The organism is Streptomyces sp. Ncost-T10-10d (assembly GCF_900091955.1).
Taxonomy (GTDB): Bacteria; Actinomycetota; Actinomycetes; order Streptomycetales; family Streptomycetaceae; genus Streptomyces.
Genome location: NZ_FMDF01000144.1, coordinates 37,178 through 55,091 on the forward strand (window position 1 = coordinate 37,178; position 17,914 = coordinate 55,091).

Annotated in this window: 15 protein-coding genes; 3 read left to right on the top strand and 12 right to left on the bottom strand. The window is 70.7% G+C overall.

Annotated elements, in window-relative coordinates:
* Window positions 1-83: 83 nt before the first annotated feature.
* On the top strand, window positions 84-1,667 hold the full coding sequence (locus GA0115254_RS24735; protein ID WP_093897482.1) for an alpha/beta hydrolase: 1,584 nt from the start codon (window positions 84-86) through the stop codon (window positions 1,665-1,667).
* A 66-nt stretch (window positions 1,668-1,733) separates the two neighbouring features.
* Here GA0115254_RS24735 and moeZ read toward each other — a convergent pair whose 3' ends face one another.
* From moeZ to GA0115254_RS24790, 12 genes are all read right to left on the bottom strand, one after another.
* Window positions 1,734-2,912, bottom strand: a complete 1,179-nt coding sequence (gene moeZ / locus GA0115254_RS24740; RefSeq protein WP_093897483.1) for an adenylyltransferase/sulfurtransferase MoeZ — start codon at window positions 2,910-2,912, stop codon at window positions 1,734-1,736.
* An 85-nt stretch (window positions 2,913-2,997) separates the two neighbouring features.
* Complete coding sequence (locus tag GA0115254_RS24745; RefSeq protein WP_093897484.1) at window positions 2,998-3,822, bottom strand: spherulation-specific family 4 protein; 825 nt, start codon at window positions 3,820-3,822, stop codon at window positions 2,998-3,000.
* The gene (locus tag GA0115254_RS24750; protein ID WP_093897485.1) at window positions 3,810-4,775 is read right to left on the bottom strand and encodes an NAD-dependent epimerase/dehydratase family protein; all 966 of its coding nucleotides are present in this window, start codon (window positions 4,773-4,775) and stop codon (window positions 3,810-3,812) included. The genes GA0115254_RS24745 and GA0115254_RS24750 overlap by 13 nt, the downstream gene beginning before the upstream one ends.
* Window positions 4,776-4,954: 179 nt before the next feature.
* Complete coding sequence (locus tag GA0115254_RS24755; RefSeq protein WP_370740938.1) at window positions 4,955-6,223, bottom strand: hypothetical protein; 1,269 nt, start codon at window positions 6,221-6,223, stop codon at window positions 4,955-4,957.
* A 415-nt stretch (window positions 6,224-6,638) separates the two neighbouring features.
* Window positions 6,639-8,489 (bottom strand): DUF3492 domain-containing protein, encoded by a 1,851-nt coding sequence (locus tag GA0115254_RS24760; RefSeq protein WP_093897533.1) that lies wholly within the window; start codon window positions 8,487-8,489, stop codon window positions 6,639-6,641.
* 190 nt (window positions 8,490-8,679) lie between these two features.
* Window positions 8,680-10,299, bottom strand: coding sequence for a dipeptide ABC transporter ATP-binding protein (locus GA0115254_RS24765; RefSeq protein WP_093897486.1), 1,620 nt, complete (start codon window positions 10,297-10,299; stop codon window positions 8,680-8,682).
* Entirely contained in the window at window positions 10,296-11,285 is a 990-nt protein-coding gene (locus tag GA0115254_RS24770) for an ABC transporter permease (protein WP_093897487.1), read from the bottom strand. Before GA0115254_RS24770 ends, GA0115254_RS24765 begins: the two co-directional genes overlap by 4 nt.
* Complete coding sequence (locus tag GA0115254_RS24775) at window positions 11,282-12,265, bottom strand: ABC transporter permease (RefSeq protein WP_093897488.1); 984 nt, start codon at window positions 12,263-12,265, stop codon at window positions 11,282-11,284. The genes GA0115254_RS24770 and GA0115254_RS24775 overlap by 4 nt, the downstream gene beginning before the upstream one ends.
* A 2-nt stretch (window positions 12,266-12,267) precedes the next feature.
* Window positions 12,268-13,992, bottom strand: a complete 1,725-nt coding sequence (locus tag GA0115254_RS24780; protein ID WP_093897489.1) for an ABC transporter substrate-binding protein — start codon at window positions 13,990-13,992, stop codon at window positions 12,268-12,270.
* A gap of 227 nt (window positions 13,993-14,219) precedes the next feature.
* Window positions 14,220-14,315, bottom strand: coding sequence for an Ms4533A family Cys-rich leader peptide (locus GA0115254_RS47755; protein WP_322110005.1), 96 nt, complete (start codon window positions 14,313-14,315; stop codon window positions 14,220-14,222).
* 166 nt (window positions 14,316-14,481) lie between these two features.
* Window positions 14,482-15,735, bottom strand: coding sequence for a DUF3152 domain-containing protein (locus GA0115254_RS24785; RefSeq protein WP_093897490.1), 1,254 nt, complete (start codon window positions 15,733-15,735; stop codon window positions 14,482-14,484).
* 8 nt (window positions 15,736-15,743) lie between these two features.
* Window positions 15,744-16,706 carry an alpha/beta fold hydrolase gene (locus GA0115254_RS24790; RefSeq protein WP_093897491.1) on the bottom strand — a complete coding sequence of 321 codons (963 nt, stop codon included), beginning with the start codon at window positions 16,704-16,706 and terminating at the stop codon, window positions 15,744-15,746.
* Between the two features lie 109 nt (window positions 16,707-16,815).
* On the opposite strand from GA0115254_RS24790, the gene GA0115254_RS24795 reads away from it, so the two are divergent.
* Both GA0115254_RS24795 and GA0115254_RS24800 read left to right on the top strand, forming a co-directional pair.
* Window positions 16,816-17,031: a hypothetical protein gene (locus GA0115254_RS24795; RefSeq protein ID WP_093897492.1), complete on the top strand. Its 216-nt coding sequence runs from the start codon at window positions 16,816-16,818 to the stop codon at window positions 17,029-17,031.
* Between the two features lie 168 nt (window positions 17,032-17,199).
* Window positions 17,200-17,841, top strand: a complete 642-nt coding sequence (locus tag GA0115254_RS24800) for a TetR/AcrR family transcriptional regulator (RefSeq protein WP_030915445.1) — start codon at window positions 17,200-17,202, stop codon at window positions 17,839-17,841.
* Window positions 17,842-17,914 lie beyond the last annotated feature (73 nt).

Here is a 17,914-nt window from a genome sequence, read left to right on the forward strand (position 1 = left end):
TGACGGCAGTTCGACGGCAGGACCTAGCATGGGCGCACTTTCTGTACGTCGTATGTACAGGCACTTCGGGGAGGGACGTACACGTGGTCGGACACGCACGCGCCGGGGCTCTGGCGGGCACCGCACTTCTGCTGACGGGGCTGCTCGCGGGCTGTGGCGGGGGTACGGACGACAAGCCGGCCGACAGGACGGACCGCGGTGCGGCGTCCTCGCCGGGCCGGTCGTCCACTCCGAGCGGGCAGCCCGGCACGCCCGCCCTGCCCGCCGCGCTCACCTCCCAGCGGCCGGACTGGAAGAGCTGCAAGGCCCCCGCAGGCAGCAGCGCTCCCGGTGCCGGCTGGCGGTGCGCGACCGTCGAGGTACCGCTGGACTACGCGAAGCCGGCCGGCGACACGATCCGGATCGCACTGATCCGCAAGGAGGCCCGGGACAAGGGCCGGCGCCTGGGCTCGATGCTGTTCAACTTCGGCGGCCCGGGCGGTTCGGGCGTCTCGATACTGCCGCGCGCCGCCGGCTCGTACGAGAAGCTCAACGCCCGCTACGACCTGGTGAGCTTCGACCCGCGCGGAGTCGCGGGCAGCGCGGGGGTGAACTGCCGTACCGACAAGGAGGCGGAGGACGCCTACCGGAAGGTCGACATGACTCCGGACACGGCGGCGGAGGAGGCCGCGTTCATGAAGGACGGCGCGGACTTCGGCGCCGGCTGCGAGCGCCGCTCCGGCAAGGTCCTGCCGTACGTCGGCACGACGAACGCCGCCCGGGACCTGGATCTGATCCGTGAGGTGCTCGGCGACAAGAAGCTCACCTACTTCGGCATGTCGTACGGCACGGAGCTCGGCGGCACCTACGCACACCTCTTCCCCAAGAACGTCGGCCGGACCGTCCTGGACGCCGTCGTCGACCCGACCGCGGACACGATCGGGCACGCCCGCAACCAGGCGACCGGCTTCCAGCGCGCGCTGGAAAATTATCTCAAGGACCGCGGCCAGGACCCGAAGGCCGGGACGCAGCGCATCGCCCGGCTGCTGAAGCAGATCGACAAGAAGCCGCTGCCGACCACCTCGGGCCGGGAGCTCAACGAGTCGCTGGCCATCACCGGCATCGTCATGCCGCTCTACGCCAAGAGCAACTGGCCGTATCTGACCCAGGCGCTGGACGAGGCCGAGAAGAGCGGCACCGGCAACATGCTGCTCCAGCTGGCCGACGCGTACAACGGCCGTGACGAGAAGGGGCACTACGACACCCAGAACCACTCGCAGCGCGCCATCTCCTGCGCGGACAGCAAGCTGAGGCCGACGGCGGCCGAGGCCAGGGCCAGGGCCATGCTCCCCGAGTTCCGGAAGCTGTCCCCGGTGTTCGGCCCGTTCCTGGCGTGGGACACGGCCGGCTGGTGTGCCGAGTGGCCGGTGAAGGGTGAGCACGACAACCCGGAGGCAAGCGCTCCGGGCGCCGGTCCGATCCTGGTGATCGGTACGACCGGTGACCCGGCGACGCCCTACGAGGGTGCGCAGAAGATGGCGGACGAGCTGGGCAGGGGCGTCGGCATCATGCTCACCAACAAGGGTGAGGGACACGGCGCGTACGGCGAGAGCACGTGCGTGACGTCGACCGTGAACGCGTACTTCCTCGACGGGAAGGTCCCGGCGGACGGCAAGACCTGCTCGTGACGCGGGACGTGTGCGTGGCGAAGGGGCCGGTCCGCTGCGGACCGGCCCCTTCGGCATGCCGAGCGTTTAGTACACCGGCTTCTCGGGCTCGATCTGGTTGACCCAGCCGATCACGCCGCCGCCCACGTGCACCGCGTCGGCGAAGCCCGCCGACTTGAGGACCGCGAGCACCTCGGCGCTGCGGACGCCGGTCTTGCAGTGCAGGACGATGCGCTTGTCCTGCGGGAGGCCCTGGAGGGCGTTGCCCATCAGGAACTCGTTCTTCGGGATCAGCCGGGCGCCGGGGATCGAGACGATCTCGAACTCGTTCGGCTCACGGACGTCGATGATCTCGATCTTCTCGTCCGCGTCGATCCACTCCTTGAGCTGCTTGGGAGTGATCGTGGAGCCGAGCGCAGCCTCCTGGGCCTCCTCGGACACGACGCCGCAGAAGGCCTCGTAGTCGATGAGCTCCGTGACGGTCGGGTTCTCGCCGCAGACCGCGCAGTCGGGGTCCTTGCGGACCTTGACCTGGCGGTACTGCATCTCCAGGGCGTCGTAGATCATCAGCCGGCCGACCAGCGGGTCGCCGATACCGGCGAGCAGCTTGATGGCCTCCGTGACCTGGATGGAGCCGACCGAGGCGCAGAGCACCCCGAGCACGCCGCCCTCGGCGCAGGAGGGGACCATGCCCGGCGGGGGCGGCTCCGGGTAGAGGCAGCGGTAGCAGGGGCCGTGCTCGGACCAGAAGACGGACGCCTGGCCGTCGAACCGGTAGATCGAGCCCCAGATGTACGGCTTGTTCAGCAGAACGGCTGCGTCGTTGACCAGATAGCGGGTGGCGAAGTTGTCCGTGCCGTCCACGATCAGGTCGTACTGGGCGAAGATGTCCATCACGTTGTCGGCTTCGAGCCGCTCCTCGTGAAGGACCACATTCACGTACGGATTGATGCCCAGCACCGAGTCCTTGGCGGATTCGGCCTTGGAGCGGCCGATGTCGGCCTGGCTGTGGATGATCTGGCGCTGCAGGTTCGACTCGTCGACCTCGTCGAACTCCACGATGCCGAGCGTGCCGACACCGGCGGCGGCCAGGTACATCAGGGCCGGCGAACCGAGACCGCCGGCGCCGACACAGAGCACCTTTGCGTTCTTCAGCCGCTTCTGCCCGTCCATCCCGACATCCGGGATGATCAGGTGGCGGGAGTACCTGCGGACCTCGTCGACGGTGAGCTCAGCAGCTGGCTCGACCAGGGGTGGCAGCGACACAGGAACCTCAACAATGCAGGTGGTCGGTTTCTACGTACTTCAGCTACGTACGGTTGTTCTTGCCGTAACACTGCCACGCCCCTTCTCATTCCGAGATACCAGGTCCGATCCGCGAGACGATTTCGTCCCAGTACCTGGGCAGCGCCGCGAATGGGTCCGTTTGTCCGTGTTGATCGTCCCGGTCCGTGAAGAAGATCGTGCCCGCGCCCTGCCAGCGGGCGATGCGCATGGCCTCTTCGAGGTGGGTGCGCGGAACGCCGTGGACGAAGTGCGCGAACCGCTCCGGCGGATGGGCGGCGGTCCACTCCGCCACCTGCGACCAGCGATAGTCGGTCCACGGCCCGGAGTACGTGACCAACTGGTCGGCGGCCTCGGCATAGCCCGGATGCGGATGGGTGCCCAGCCCCAGCACCAGCGGCCCGCGCTCCTCCCCCTGGTCACCGTGTTCGAGAAGCGTGGCGAGTGTGCTGGTGAGACGGCGGACCGCCGCGAGATCGGCACGCCCGGCCGGGCACCGGCCGAGATAGAAGCCGTCGACGCGGTACCAGTCGAGGAAGGACTGCGCGTCGGCGATCAGTTCCCCGAAGGAGCGGCTGCCGAAGGCCAGATCGAGGTGGCCGAGCAGCCGGCCGCCTGCCGCCCGGATGGAGTCCTGCGGGGCCTCGCCGTGCACGGCCCGCTCCCGCGCGTTGCGGAGCCGGCCCGCGGCCTCCAGACAGTGCGGGTCGGGGCGGGCGCCGGGGCCGTTGTCGATGTTGAGGACCGCCCAGTGCAGCGGGGTGCCGGGGCGGGTGAGCTCGGCCCATTCGGTGGCGGCGAGCAGCGGATGCGCGTAACCGGGGACGCCGAAGCCGAGCTGTTCGGCGCCGCTGGTCCGGCGGGTGGTCTCGGTGGAGGTCAGATACGGCACGCCGCCTCCATCCAGATGTCGGCGAGGGACTCCTCCAGATTGATCCGGGGGCGCCAGCCGAGCCGGTCCCTGGCGGTGCGGACGTCGGCCTGCTGCCAGGCCCCGCAGCCGTCCGGGTAGGGGGAAGGGGTCGCCGAGAGGTGCTCGATGACCGACTCGGTGGAGGTGCGCGGGGCGCCGATGGGCAGCCGGGGCGGGGGCGCGTCGAGTTCGTGGAGTGCGCCCCCGTATCCGGCGACCCTGGCGAGGACGGCGGCCGCGTCCCGGAGCCGCACGGCGCGGCCGGTGCCGATGTTGACGACGCCCTGCGCTGCGGAGAGCGAGGCGGCGTGGACGGCGCGCGCGACATCGCGAACATCGACGAAGTCGCGCTGCACGCCGAGGCCGCTGAGCTTCAGCTCGCCGTCGCCGGACTGCATGGCCCGGCGCATCGCCTCGGCAAGCCTGCCGAGCGGGGAACCGGCCGGGGTCCCGGGGCCGACCGGGGAGAAGACCCGCAGCACAACCGCGTCGAGGCCGGAGCCGAGGACGAGCTCGGTGGCTGCGAGCTTGCTGACACCGTACGGGCCGCCGGGGCGCGGAATTGCGTCCTCCGCGGTCGATGAGCCGGGCTGCGAGGGCCCGTACTCCGACGAACAGCCGACCTGGACGAGACGGGCCGTACAGCCGCTGCGCCGCATTGCCTCGCAGACGGTGGCGACGGCGACGGTGTTGTGGCGGGTCAGATCGCGGGCCCCGCCGCGGGTGGCGCCCGCGCAGTTGACGACGACCCCGGGGTGGACGGCGTCCAGGAAGCGGGTCAGCGCGCCGGGGCTGCCGCCGGCGAGGTCGAACCGTACGTCGGCGTCGTCGCCGCGGCCGAGCGCCGTGAGGTGCACGGCGGGGTCGGCGAGGAGGCGGTCGGCCACGAACCGGCCGAGGAATCCGTTGGCGCCGAGCAGCAGCACCCTCATCGCGCGCCCCCTCGGTGCCGACGGCGGACTGCCGGTGCGAGGGATTGGGGGGTCATGTCCGGTGTCTCCTTGAGGAAGTGTGATGCGGTACGGGGAAGGACCCGCGGCGTCGGCTCCGCGGGGGGGTGCCGGTGGTTCGTCCATGGGGCGGAGCGGTGGTGCGACTTCGGTCGCGCGGGTTACACGGTGGTGCGGGTTTCGTCGCCGGGTGTGGTGTGGGCGGATGCCCGGGAGAGGGCGACGGTGGCGGTGATCAGCAGCCCGAGCGCGGCTGCGCCACAGGCGACGGCGGGTACGGCTCCGGTGCCGGCCGCCATGACAAGGGCGTCGACGGGACGGGCGAGGAAGTGCAGACCGGGCAGCCGCCCGGCCAGGACCAGGGCGGGTGCCAGCGCTTCGAGGGCGCAGGCGACGGCGAGTCCGACGGCGGCGGGTTCGGGGAAGCCGTGCACGGTCAGCAGCCGGGCCAGCAGGAGCAGCACACCGAGCGCGGCCGCCCCGACGAAGGCGCCGCCGCCCCCGTACCCCAGATGCGCGACGTAGAGCAGCACGGCGAGGACGCACAGGTGGAGTGCGACGGCTCCGAACAACAGGGGGCGCACGCCTGCTGCGAACTCCTCCAGCGCGCGGCTGTCGATGAGTTTGCGGTGTGCGTGTACGGAGAAGAGGTGCGCGCACCAAGCGGCCGGGGCGACGGAGAGGGCCAGCCCCAGCAGCGGTGCGGGAGTGAGCGTCCAAGGGCCTTCGGGGCCGCCGCTGAGCACCTGGTCGAGCAGCGCTTCGCCGTACAGGACATAGCCGAGGAGCCAGCAGCCGTACACATGGGCGGCACCCGAGGAACGGCCTTCGGCGTGCAGGGGGCCGCTGCGCAGGCTGAGGGCGAGTCCGACGATGCCGATGAGCGCTCCGGTGAGGGCGATCGCAAGCCGTCCCTGGCCTCCGAGCATCCCCTCGGTGAGCCTCAGTGCGCCGGCGGTCGCGATGCAGGCCGCGCCCGGCACCAGTGCGCGGAGGGACCAGGCGGCGCGCGTCTCGGTGTCGCGCTCCGGCGCGCGGAGCGCTATTGCGGGCTTTTGTGTTACGGCGGGTACCCGGGCGAAGAGCTCCTCGGCGAGCGAGAAGACATCGCGGTGCCGGTAGCGGGCGGCGGCGCGGTCGGTGACGCCATGGGCTTCGAGCCCGGCGGCGATCTCCAGCGGATCGACGGCCCGCTCGCACAGCTCGCGATGACGGTGCATCAGCGATTTCACGGGGTCGGCGGGACCGCGGCGCGAGGCGTTGAGCTTGCGCGCCGGAGCGGCACGCGCGATCTCGGGGGCGCGGGGAGCCACAGCCCTCTCTGCGGAGGTCTGCTCCGCGAAGGCCTGCTCTACGGGAACCTGATCTGCGGCGGTGTTCTCCGCAGTGGGTTTCTCCGTGGCCGCGTTCCCCGTGGCCGCGTTCCCCATGGCCGCGTTCCCCATGGCCGCGTTCCCCGCAGTTTTCGGTGCGGAGGCGGGGTCGGCGTCCGGAACCGAAGGGGGACGACCGGCCTCGGCCGATACGTCACCGGCCTCGACGACCCGAGAAGCCTCGTTCCGAACATCCTCGTCCGGCACGCCCACGGGCTCGACCGCAGCTGCCGCCACCGCTGCCGGGTCCGGGTCCGGCGGGCCCCACACCGGCTCCGAGATCTCGGCGACGAGTGTCTCGGAGACGAGCGCCCGCGAGCGGAGGTCCCAGCTTCCGCCGGTGGTCGGTGCGGCGGGTGCGTCGGACACGTCGGTCGGGCCGCCCATGGTGGTTCCTCCGTGATCGTCGCCGACTGCGTCGGACCGTCCCGGCCCGCCGTCGCAGCCCGGCCCGGCCGTCCCCTGCTGCTCTTCACACATCGCCGCCACCCGATCCCCGCACTCCCGCGCAGACGGTCCTCGGCTCGGCGGCCCGGCGGGGTGTGCGGTCGGCCGCACCTGCCGGGACGGGGCCCGAGGCTGCCCACGGGCCCCGGACGTGCGCCTCGGGCGGAGTGGCGAACGGGCGCGGTTCGCCGTCGGTATTCACCGTGTCGGCCTCTCTGCGCACCGGGGCGTGCGAGATCAGCTCCAGGTAGATGCCGCGAAATGCCGCGAGGTTCTGTTCGACGGTGAAGAGTTCGAGCGCACGGGCGCGCGCCGCCGCTCCGAGCCGCGCGCGGCGCTCGGGGTCACGCAGCAGTGCGAGGCAGGCGTCGGCGAGCGCCCTGGGATTGCGTGGGGGCACCACGAGCCCGGTACCGCCGATGACTTCGACCACCGCACCGACGTCCGTCGACACCGTGGCCCGTCCGCAGAACATCGCCTCGACGAGGCTGATCGGGAAGCCCTCGACCACGCTGGAGAGGACGACGACCCCGCCCGCCGCATAGGCCTCCGAGAGATCCGGCACCTCGGCTCCGCCGATGTCCTCGAAGGAGACCGGGTTGTCGCCGACAGCGTGTGCGTCCGTGGCCTCGTCGGGGAACAGCTGGGCGGCGAGCGCCCGGCAGTGCGCGAGATAGGTGGCGCCTTCCGGGCCCTGCGCCGGAGCGCCGATGATCCGCAGCCGGGCGCCCGGTTCGGCCTTCCGCACCTCCGCGAAGGCGTGCAGCAGCGCGATCAGGTCCTTGGCGGGCTCGATCCGGCCGACCCAGACCAGCGTGTCGTCGGGACCGCTGTCGCCGCTCTCCCCCAGGGCCGTGAACCGGCCCGACTCCATGCCGGGGTGGACTGTGCGCAGTTTCTCGTGCCCGGCACCGCACCGTTCCTGCCAGCGGCGGGTGTGGGTGTTGCCGGGGGTGACGATCGCGGCCTGCCGGTACACCTCGGTGGCGAGCCGTCGGTGGAAGTTGGCGAGCAGGGCGCGTACCGGCGCGCTCAGAGGGGTGTCGGTCGCTCCGAGGTAGTGCGCCCGCAGTTGCACGCCGTGCTCGGTGACCAGCAGCGGTACCCCGAAGAAGCGTTTGGCCAGCAGCCCCGGCAGCGCCGCGGCACCACCGGATGTGGCGTGGCAGAGGTCGACCGCGCCGAGGCTCTCCTCGTCGTACCAGTCGAGGGAGAGCGGGCGCAGTACCCGGTCGAGCTCCCGGGCGAGGGCGAGGAAGTCGGGGACGGTGGCGGTCTGGACGGTGCGCCCGGTGCCCGGGGCACGGCAGGCGGCTTCGAGTACGCGTACCGCGGTTTCGGAGCGGAGCGCCGCCGGGAGCCCCCCGTGTTCGCGGGCCAGTTCGGCCAGTCCGTACAGGCCGTCCGTGAACTGCGCGTCCGCGGCGCCGACGGCCGTACGCCCTGCACGCCCGTCTTCGCTCCGTTCACCGAAACCCGCGCCGCCCCCGCTCGCGCCTGCGGCATCGTCCTCGCCGCTCGTCGCACCCGCCGCGCAGACGGAGGTCGCGAGAGCCGTGAAGTACGCCGTGAAGCGCCGTCGTTCGCGCCGTCGATACGAGCGTCCGCCCCCGCCCGTCACCATCCGGGCGAGCGGCCCCCTGGAGGCGTGGGTACCCAGGATGTCCTCGTCGGCCGTCCACAGCGACGCCGTCCGCACCCGGCTGACCTGTGCCGGAAGCTGGACCCAGCCCTGCTCTTCCTGTTCGGCGGAGCGGCTGAGCGCGAAGAGATCGAACTCGTGCTGCGAGAGTCCGCGCACCAGACGGTCGCACCAGAGTCTGGACTCACCGGTCGCATACGGATAACCACCGTCGGTGAGGAGTCCGATCCGCACGAGCACACCCCCGATCTCCCTTGTGGTCGGCCGCCGTTGGAACGGCGACTCACAGCGGGACGACCGTAAGCGGATACGCCGGTGGTGCGACGGACGGTTGTCCGTCGCGCCACCGAAAGGGGTGAACCGTCGTAACTTTCCCGCCCCGATAGCGTTCTGTCGCGCTATGGGGGTGATCGGTCACGCAGGGTCAGGCGGCGGCCAGTTCCCTGCGGGCTGCGCGGCGCACTGCCGCGAGCGCCGGATCGAGCGCGGGAACGGCAGCCAGGAGCTGCTTGGTGTACGGGTCCCGGGGATCTCCGTACACCTGGTCCACCTCACCCTGCTCGACGATCCGGCCCCGTCGCATGACGGCGACCCGGTCGCTGACCTGCCGTACGACGGCGAGGTCGTGCGCGATGAAGACCAGGGCGAGCCCCAGCTCCCGCTGCAACTGCGCCAGCAGGGCCGTCACCTGGGCCTGGGTCGTCACATCGAGTGCGGAGACGGCCTCGTCGCAGACGATCAGTTCCGGCTCGGCGGCCAGCGCCCGTGCGATCCCGACGCGCTGGCGCTGTCCGCCGCTGAACTCGTGCGGGTAGCGGTCGTACTGCTCGGGGTCGAGCCCGACCCGCTTCAGCAGATCCCGTACCCGGGCCCGGATCACGGCCTCGTCGCGCTCCCCGGAAGCCCGCAGCGGGTCGGCGACCGATTCGCCGATCGAGCGGCGCGGATTGAGGGAGGAGACGGGGTCCTGGAAGACCATCTGCACCCGGGCCCGGCGGGTGAGCCGCCCGGAGGTGGGCTCCAGCAGTCCTACGAGCATCCGCCCGAGCGTGGTCTTGCCGCTGCCGCTCTCGCCGACGATGCCGAGGGTTTCGCCGCGCCGGACGGTGAGGGAGACACCGTCGACGGCGGCGAGGGCGGATTTGCCCCTGCCGAAGACCTGCCGGACGTCGACGGCTTCGACGAGCGGATCGCTCCCGACGACTCCCTCACCGTCGGCGGATGCCCCGCCCTCGTCCACGGCCGGTTTCTCGTCCGAGGCCGCCGGGCGCGCCGGGATGCGCGGCACCGCCGCCAGCAGCGCCTGCGTGTACGGCTCGCGCGGCGCCACGAGCACCTCGCCCACCGGCCCCCGCTCCACCGCCCGCCCCGACTGCATGACCAGAACCTCGTCGACCGATTCGGCCGCCACGCCCACGTCATGCGTGACCAGCAGCAACCCCATGCCCGTCTCCCGCCGCAGATTGTGCAGCAGGTCCAGGATCTGGGCCTGGACGGTGACGTCCAGGGCGGTCGTCGGCTCGTCGGCGATCAGCAGCTGGGGTTCGCAGGCCAGGGCCATCGCGATCAGTGCGCGCTGCCGCATCCCGCCGGAGAACTCGTGCGGCCGGGACCGGGAGCGCCGTACCGCGTCGGGAATCCCGACCCGGTCCAGCACCTCGACGGCCCGGGCCCGCGCCACCCGCCGGGAGACACGGTTGTGGACCCGGTACACCTGGGCGATCTGGTCGCCCACCGCGTAGTACGGGTCCAGCGAGGACAACGGGTCCTGGAAGACCATCGCCGCCTTCGCGCCCCGCAGGGCGCGCAGTTCCGCGTCGTCCGCCGCGGTCACGTCCACTCCGGCGACCCGGATCGAGCCGCCGACCCTGGCCCCGGTCCCCCGGTGCAGTCCGAGCAGGGCGTACGCCGACGCGCTCTTGCCGGAGCCGGACTCACCGACGACGCCGAGTGCGCCGCCGGCCTCCAGCGAGAACGACAGCTTCTCCACCGCGCGTACGTCGCCGAACGAGATCGAGAGATCGGAGACTTCGACCAGGCTCATGCCAGCACCACCCGTCGGTCGGCCATCGCCTGCAGAATGTCCGCGACGGCATTGGCAAGGACGACGAAGAATCCGGTGACGAGCACCAGACCGACGACCACCGGAAGGTCCACGTGCTTCACGGCGTCGACGAGTTCGCGGCCGACCCCCGGGATCCCGAAGAGGGATTCGGTGAGTACGGCACCGCCGAACATCGAGCCGATATCCAGTGCACCGAGCGCAATCACCGGCGCCAGCGCACCGCGCAGAGCGTGCCGCCCCACCAGTGCCCGCTCGCTGACCCCGTACGCCCTGAAGGTGCGCACATGGTCCTCGGCCAGGGTCTCCAGCATCGAGGCCCGGGTCATCCGGGCGTACGGGGCCGCGGACACCAGCGCCAGCGAGATCCAGGGCAGCAGCAGGTTCCAGGCCCACTGCTCGGGGTTCTCGGTAAGGGGCACATAGTCCGGGAACGGCAGGATCTGGAGCGCCGTGACCAGGATGATGATCAGCAGCAGGCCGATGACGAAGACCGGTGTGGCCATACCGGCCAGAGTGATCCCGGTGAGGATGCGCTCGGTCGGCCGGCCGCGCCGCCACACCGACAGCAGCCCGGTGCCGACACCGAGCAGCATCCACAGCACGAAGGCGCCGAGGGCGAGTGAAGCGGTCGCCGGGAGCTTGGCCAGGATCAGCTCGGTGACCTGCTGGTCGCTCTGGTACGAGAGCCCCAGGCAGGGCGCCTGGCAGTGCAGCACCCCGGTTCCGGTCGAGTAGTCGCGGCCGACGAAGAGACCCTGGAGGAAGTGCGCGTACTGCGTGTACAACGGGTCGCCCAGGTGCAGTTGTTCGCTGACCTGTGCCACCTGCGCGGGCGAGCAGCGCGGACCGCAGGCGATCTGTGCGACGTTGCCGGGGGCGACGTAGAAGGCCGCGTAGACGACGATGCTGAGCGCGAGCAGCACGAAGAGCGCCCCGCCGAGGCGCCTGAGCAGGAACCACCTCATGCGTCGGCCTCCTTCTTGCGGCCGGTGCCGATCCGCAGCCGGGATGCGGCGCGTGGGTCGAGTGCGGTGCGTACGCCCTCGCCGAGGACGGTCAGCGCCAGCACGGTGACGAAGAGCAGCAGGGCGGGGATCAGCAGATAGGTGGGCGCCGCCTGGTACCAGGTGTCGGCGTCGCTGAGCATCTGTCCCCAGGAGGGTGTGGGCGGTTTGATGCCGACGCCGAGAAAGGACAGGGCCGCTTCGACGACGATGTCGGCCGGGAAGAGCAGCACGGCGTACGTGATGACGGGGGCGGCCAGTGCGGGCAGCAGTTCGCGCCTGGCGATCTGCCAGGAGCCCCAGCCGCTGAGCCGGGCGGCGGAGACATGGTCGAGCGATTTCAGCGCGAGCGTCTGGGCGCGCACGATCTTCGAGATGCCGGACCAGCCGACCAGGCCGATGATCACGGCGATCAGGACCGGGCGCGGGAAGCTCGTGGGGACGACGGCGAGCGCGCCGAGCGCGATCACCATGACGGGCAGGGCGACCACGACGTCGGTGACGCGGCTGAGTGCCTGGTCGATGAAGCGGTTGCCGAGCCCGGCCGCGAGGCCGACGCCGACCCCGATGATCACCTGGAGCAGGGTGGCGGCGAGCGCGACGCCGAGCGAGACCCGTGCCCCGTGGACGACGCGTGCGAACAGGTCGCGTCCGGTGAGCGGTTCGACGCCGAGCCAGTGCTCGGCGCTGATCCCGCCGAAGGAACCGAGGGGCACCCCGCCGGTGGCGGAGTCGACGAGATCCGGGTGGTACGTGGTGGGGTCCTGGCCCTCGATGCCCGCGAGCAGAGGTGCGGCGAGCGCGATCAGGACCAGCAGGGCGACGACGACGGCCGCCACGAGGGCCGCGCGCCGGGCGCGCAGCCGCCGCCAGAACGGATGGCCCGCGGAGGCGGGGACCGTGGCGGTCCCCGCCTCCTCGACCAGTAGTGCTTCGGCCATGGTTACTTGACCGCGACCTGGGAGATGTCGAGTACACCGGTCCAGTCGCTGATCACTACGTTCTTGATGGACTCGCCGTACAGGCGCTTGTAGACCGGGTGGAACAGCGGCACGGTCAGGGCCTGCTCACCGACCTTCTTGTCGAGCGCGCCCCAGCGCTTCGCGGCGGCGCTCAGGTCGGTCAGCTTGTTGATCTCGTCGATCTCCTTGTTGACCGCGGGGTCGTTCAGCTGGCCGGAGTTGAAGTTGTAGCCGGACTTGACGATCTGGCGTCCGTCGAAGATCGGTGCGAAGAAGGGCCCGCCGGACGGCCAGTCGGCACCCCAGCCGCCGAGGAAGAAGCCGGGCTCGCTCTTCACGTTGTAGACCGTGTCGGAATAGTCGTTGCTCTCCAGGCCCCGGAGCTTGACGGTGATGCCGGCCTTCTTCAGCGCCTCCTGGAGCGCGGTGGCGATCTCCGGGCTCGTCGCGAAGTCCTTGTCGTTGGAGTGCGTGAGGGTGACGGTCAGCCCCTTGGGGTAGCCGGCCTCCTTCAGCAGTTCCTTGGCCTTGGCGGCGTTGCCGGACTTCCCGGCCGGGAAGTGGTCGTACGGGGTGTACCCGAAGGCCTTCTGGTCGGGGAGGAAGGTGGTGGCGGCCTCGGCGAGCGAGGAACCGCCGGCCGCGTTGACCACGGAGGAGCGGTCGACGGCGTACGAAATCGCCTGGCGCACCTTCGGGTTGTCGAACGGCTTCACCTTCGGGTTGAAGGCGATGTAGTTGGTGTAGCCGAAGTGGCCGGTACCGACGCGGGCGGCGAGCTTCTTGTCACCGGTGACCTTGGCGAGCTCGGCCGGGCCCAGGTTGGTGTCGGTGGTGACGGCGGCCGCGTCGGCACCCTGCGATGCGGAGAGGCGCTGGTTGATGACGGCGGAGTCGAGCCCGGAACGCACGTCGATCCGGTCGGGGTAGGCCTTGCGCTCCTCGTCGGTCGCGGCCGACCAGTGCGGGTTGCGCTCCAGAACGAGGCGCTCGCCGTCGCCCTCGTTCCTGACGACCTTGTACGGCCCCGAGGAGATCGGGTGCTCCTCGTACTTGGTGCCCTTGTCCTTGGCCTTCGGCACCGGGGTCGTCTGGGTCTGCGTGGCCAGGAAGGGGAATTCGCCCTCCGGCTTGTTGAGGTGGAAGACGATCGTCTTCGCATCGGGCGTCTCGATCGAGTCGAGGCCCTTCTTGTCCTTGTACGGGCCCTGGTAGTCGGCCCCGCCGATCAGCCAGTCGCGCAGGTAGGGCGCACCGCCGGAGAGCTCGGCGGCGAAGGAGCGCTCGATGCCGTACTTGATGTCGGCACTCGTGATCGCGGTGCCGTCCTCGTACTTCAGGCCGTCCTTGAGGGTGTACGTCCACACGGTGGCGTTCTTGCTGGGCGTGCCCAGGTCGGTCGCCAGGTCGGGGACGACCTTCGCGCCGGCCGCGCCGTCCTCCCGGTTGCGGGTGGTGAGCGTACGGAAGACGAGGGACGGAACGTTGCCGCCGCCGGAGGTGTAGAGCCGGGCGGGGTCGAAGTCCTCCTGCGGCTTGCCGTTGAGGACGGTGAGCGTGCCGCCCTTCCCGGGCGCGCCCGCTGCGCCGGAATTTCCGCCGCTGTCCTTGCTGTCCTGGGGCCCGCAGGCCGCGGCACCCGCGGCCACGAGGAGTACTGCGGCGGCCGCTGCCACGCGGCGCGATATGACGGACGGTTGACGCATCGGAAGATGACCTCTCGGAGTACTGCCTGAAGAAAAGAACGGAGGGAATTTCCGTGCAGGCAGCAACGAGAGCGAGTGCACACAACCGGTCGGCACATGGAAAAGATGACCGGAACACTGAGACTGTCGCGCCTGCGGACGGAGTGCGCCCAGGCGCGGCAGTCGTGCATGGTCGTCCGGGCCGTTTCAGGGCTCGGGCAGAGGGCCGACGCGCGCTCGGGCAGGCGTCAGCAACAGTGGATGTCGGCGACGCTGTGCCCGGTCACACCGATGAGCGCCAGCTCTATGGCGGCGCGTTCGGGGGTGACGGGGCTGCGTGACATGCCGAGAAATATGGATCACCGCCCAGGGGATGTCAACGCAGAATGAGACAATCATCTCAATATGCGGACAGCCATCGGGCGTGGACGCACCGGTCGGCAGATGACGGCGGAGCCCGGCTCGATCGACGAGACGGCCCGGCACGCCCCCGGCCCGACCCTTTTCGATTCAACTGCCTGGATACACCCAGGCGTTGGGCCGGCACTTGATCCCGCCGATGTTCAGGGACTTGGTCTGCTGCTGCATCACCGGAGCGAGGGCTCCCGACGTGCGACAACTCACATGGTCATGCCCCAGCCGGTGACCGACCTCATGGTTGATCAGCATCCGTCGGTAGGCGAAGAGTTTGTCCGGGCCGAACGTCGACGACCCCTGCGCCCAGCGGTAGGCGTTGATCATCACGCGTTCGGTCGCCGCGGAGTCGCACGAGACGTTGTCCTCGGTCGTGTCCAGGCCCGACTTCCGGCACCAGTCCCCGGTGGTCCCGGGACTGGCCAGGGTGATCACGAAATCGGGCTCGCCGGCGGAGATCCGCTCGAACGTCATGGCGCCGTCGTGCGCCCAGCTGCGGTCGTCGTTGAGCGTCTCCTGGACGGCCCGGGCAAAGAGCGAGGCGTCGAGCCCGAGGCCCTGCTCGACATCGATCCGGTAGCGGTACTTGTGCCCCCCGCCCGGGGCCTTCGCCGTCCCCGGAACCGCCTCGAACTTCCCGGACCCGTGGAGCTCCGGGGAGAGCGGATAGGCCTTGGCCATCTTCTCCGCGTACGAAAGAGGCTTGACCTGCGCCACCTTCGGGGTCGGCCGGTCGTCCGAGCGGGAGGCGCCGTCGGTGCCGTCCCGGTCGACGCCCGCAGGCTGCGCGGCACTTGTCCCGCCGCTGTCGTGGGCGACCTGCCCGGCCACGACCACCGCGAGCACGGTGGTCACCGCGGCGGCCGCGATACCGGTGAAGGTGCGGCCCTTGGCGCCCTTGCCGTCCTTGGCGGGCGTCGGTGCGTCGGCGTCGCCCTGCGGCGGCCGCTCCTCCCACTCGCCGACCGAGCTGTACGGATCGGCCGGCGGGGCCGCCGGGGCGGAAGGCCCATGGGGTTCGGGTACGTCGAACGCGTCGACGAACTCGCGCCGCGGTCCCGGTACCAGCGACCGGGTACCGACCTGCGGCTGACGCCGGGGCACCGTCTGTTGCGGCCCGGCCCCCCAGCCACCGCCGGGTTCACGCTGTTCGGGGTGGCCGCCGCGGACGTGGCCGGCCTCCCGGAACGGGGCGTGCCCCTCCGCACCGGCCGGCGCGTCGGCCGGCCTCCGGCGCCGCCCGCTGCCGGGCCCCGGACGCATGCCCTCGCGATCACCGCCTGCATTCGCGACGGCGGCCTCGATATCGGACCCCGTGGGTTCGGGGCCCTTTCGACTATGTCGTCCCACGCCCCGGATCAGCTCCCGCCGCGTTCGTCGAGCAGTTCCCGGAACGCCTGGGCGACCGCCTCCGGATACTCCATCATCGCCACGTGCCCCGCGTCGGGCAGTGTCAGCAGCCGCGAATCGCGGAAGGCCGCGGACGCCCTGCGTGCCATCCGGTACGAGACCAACTGGTCCCGTCCGCCGTACACGAGCTGAGTCGGTGCGAGCACCCGCTCGGCCTGGCGCCACAGTCCGTGCTGCCCGCCCAGCGTGTACGCATCGACGATGCCACGTGCCGAGCGCGCCATCGCGTCCCAGAAGTACGGCAGCTCCAGCCGACGCTCCATTTCGGCCACCGCTTCACGGAAGCCCGATTCGGAGACGCGTGCCGGATCGCCGTAACAGAGTGCCATGACGCCGCGCGTGCGCTCTTCCGCGGTCCAGTCCCTGGTCATCCTGGCGAACAGCGTTGCGACACCCGGAACGGCGAGCAGTCCGGTCGGTACGGCGGGCCACTGCACCCGGATCTCGGGGAGCGCGGGCGAGATGAGGGTGAGGGTGCGCACCAGGTCGGGGCGGACCGCGGCAACCCGGGTGGCCACGGCGCCGCCGAGCGAATTGCCGAACAGATGGACGGGCCCCCGCTCCCCCGCGTCGAGGAACCGGATCACGGCACGGGCATGCCCGGTGACCGAGTAGTTGCCGTCGTCCGGCGGCGGAGAGTCGCCGAAGCCGGGCAGGTCGACCGCCTCGCCGTCCACCAGGTCCTGGAGCAGCGGCATCAGCGCCGACCAGTTCTGCGAGGAGCCGCCGAGCCCGTGCACGTAGAGCGCGGGCGGCAGCCCGGTCCGCTCCGGCGGCCGGGATCGGACGGTCAGCGTCAGTCCGGGCAGCGCGACGGAGCGCAGCTCCTCCCCTTCCGCGACCCTGACGGTGCTCACCGTGGGGGCCACCGCGGTGGCAGCGCGGAATCCCGGCAGCTCGGTCGAAGACATGCGGCAATGTTACGAGACGATCACACCGCGGTTCATGTGTTCGCGGTCACACACCGCATAGCAACTTGCAGGGGTAGCTCCTAGGCTCGAAGCAAGGAAGGGAGTCACCATGACGGTCGACCCCAGCGACCCGGAGACCTTCGAGTACATCCAGCCGGACGAGCCGGACCAGGAGACGCCCCGGGCGGACGCCGCCGAGCAGCAGGCCGATCTCCAGCAGCGACAGGACGAACCGCTCACGGACATCGACCGGGACAGTGCCAATGAGGCCGATGCGGCGGAACAGGCTCGTGTTGTCACACAGGATGAAGATGATTACCGCTGATACACCCCGTTTTGCCCCATCGGTCGACGAATCTGTGGCTACCGCAGCCGTCCGGTCCGTGAAATTCTGCGTCCGCGCCGCGCACACCCGGGTTACCCAAAAGTACGATGGCTGTACGGCGCAGCGTGCATGGAAAAGCTGTGTCCGATCACAAATTTGGGAGGCGGCGTGACAGCCATCGAGCAGACCGAGGCGGCGCGCCCGCGGGGCACTCGACTGCCTCGCCGCGCCCGACGCAACCAGCTGCTGGGCGCCGCGCAGGAAGTATTTGTGGCGCAGGGTTACCACTCCGCCGCGATGGACGACATCGCCGAGCGGGCGGGAGTCAGCAAGCCGGTGCTCTATCAGCACTTCCCGGGCAAGCTGGAGCTCTATCTGGCCCTGCTCGACCAGCACTGCGAGTCGCTGCTCCAGGCGGTCCGTACGGCGCTGGCGTCGACGACCGACAACAAGCTGCGCGTCGCCGCGACGATGGACGCGTACTTCGCCTACGTCGAGGACGAGGGCGGCGCCTTCCGGCTGGTCTTCGAGTCGGACCTGACCAATGAGCCCGCGGTGCGCGAGCGCGTCGACCGGGTCTCGCTGCAGTGCGCCGAGGCCATCTCCGACGTCATCGCCGGTGACACGGGACTGTCCAAGGACGAGTCCATGCTGCTCGCGGTGGGTCTGGGCGGCGTCTCCCAGGTGGTCGCCCGCTACTGGCTCTCCAGTCAGTCCGCCATTCCGCGGGACACGGCGGTGCAGCTGCTCACTTCGCTGGCCTGGCGGGGCATCGCGGGCTTCCCGCTGCACGGCATCGATCAGCACTGACGGAAGCCGCCGGGTGCGGCCGGCACCCGTGTTCGCTGCGGGCGTTGCCCGCCGACCGCTGGCGGATCCCCTC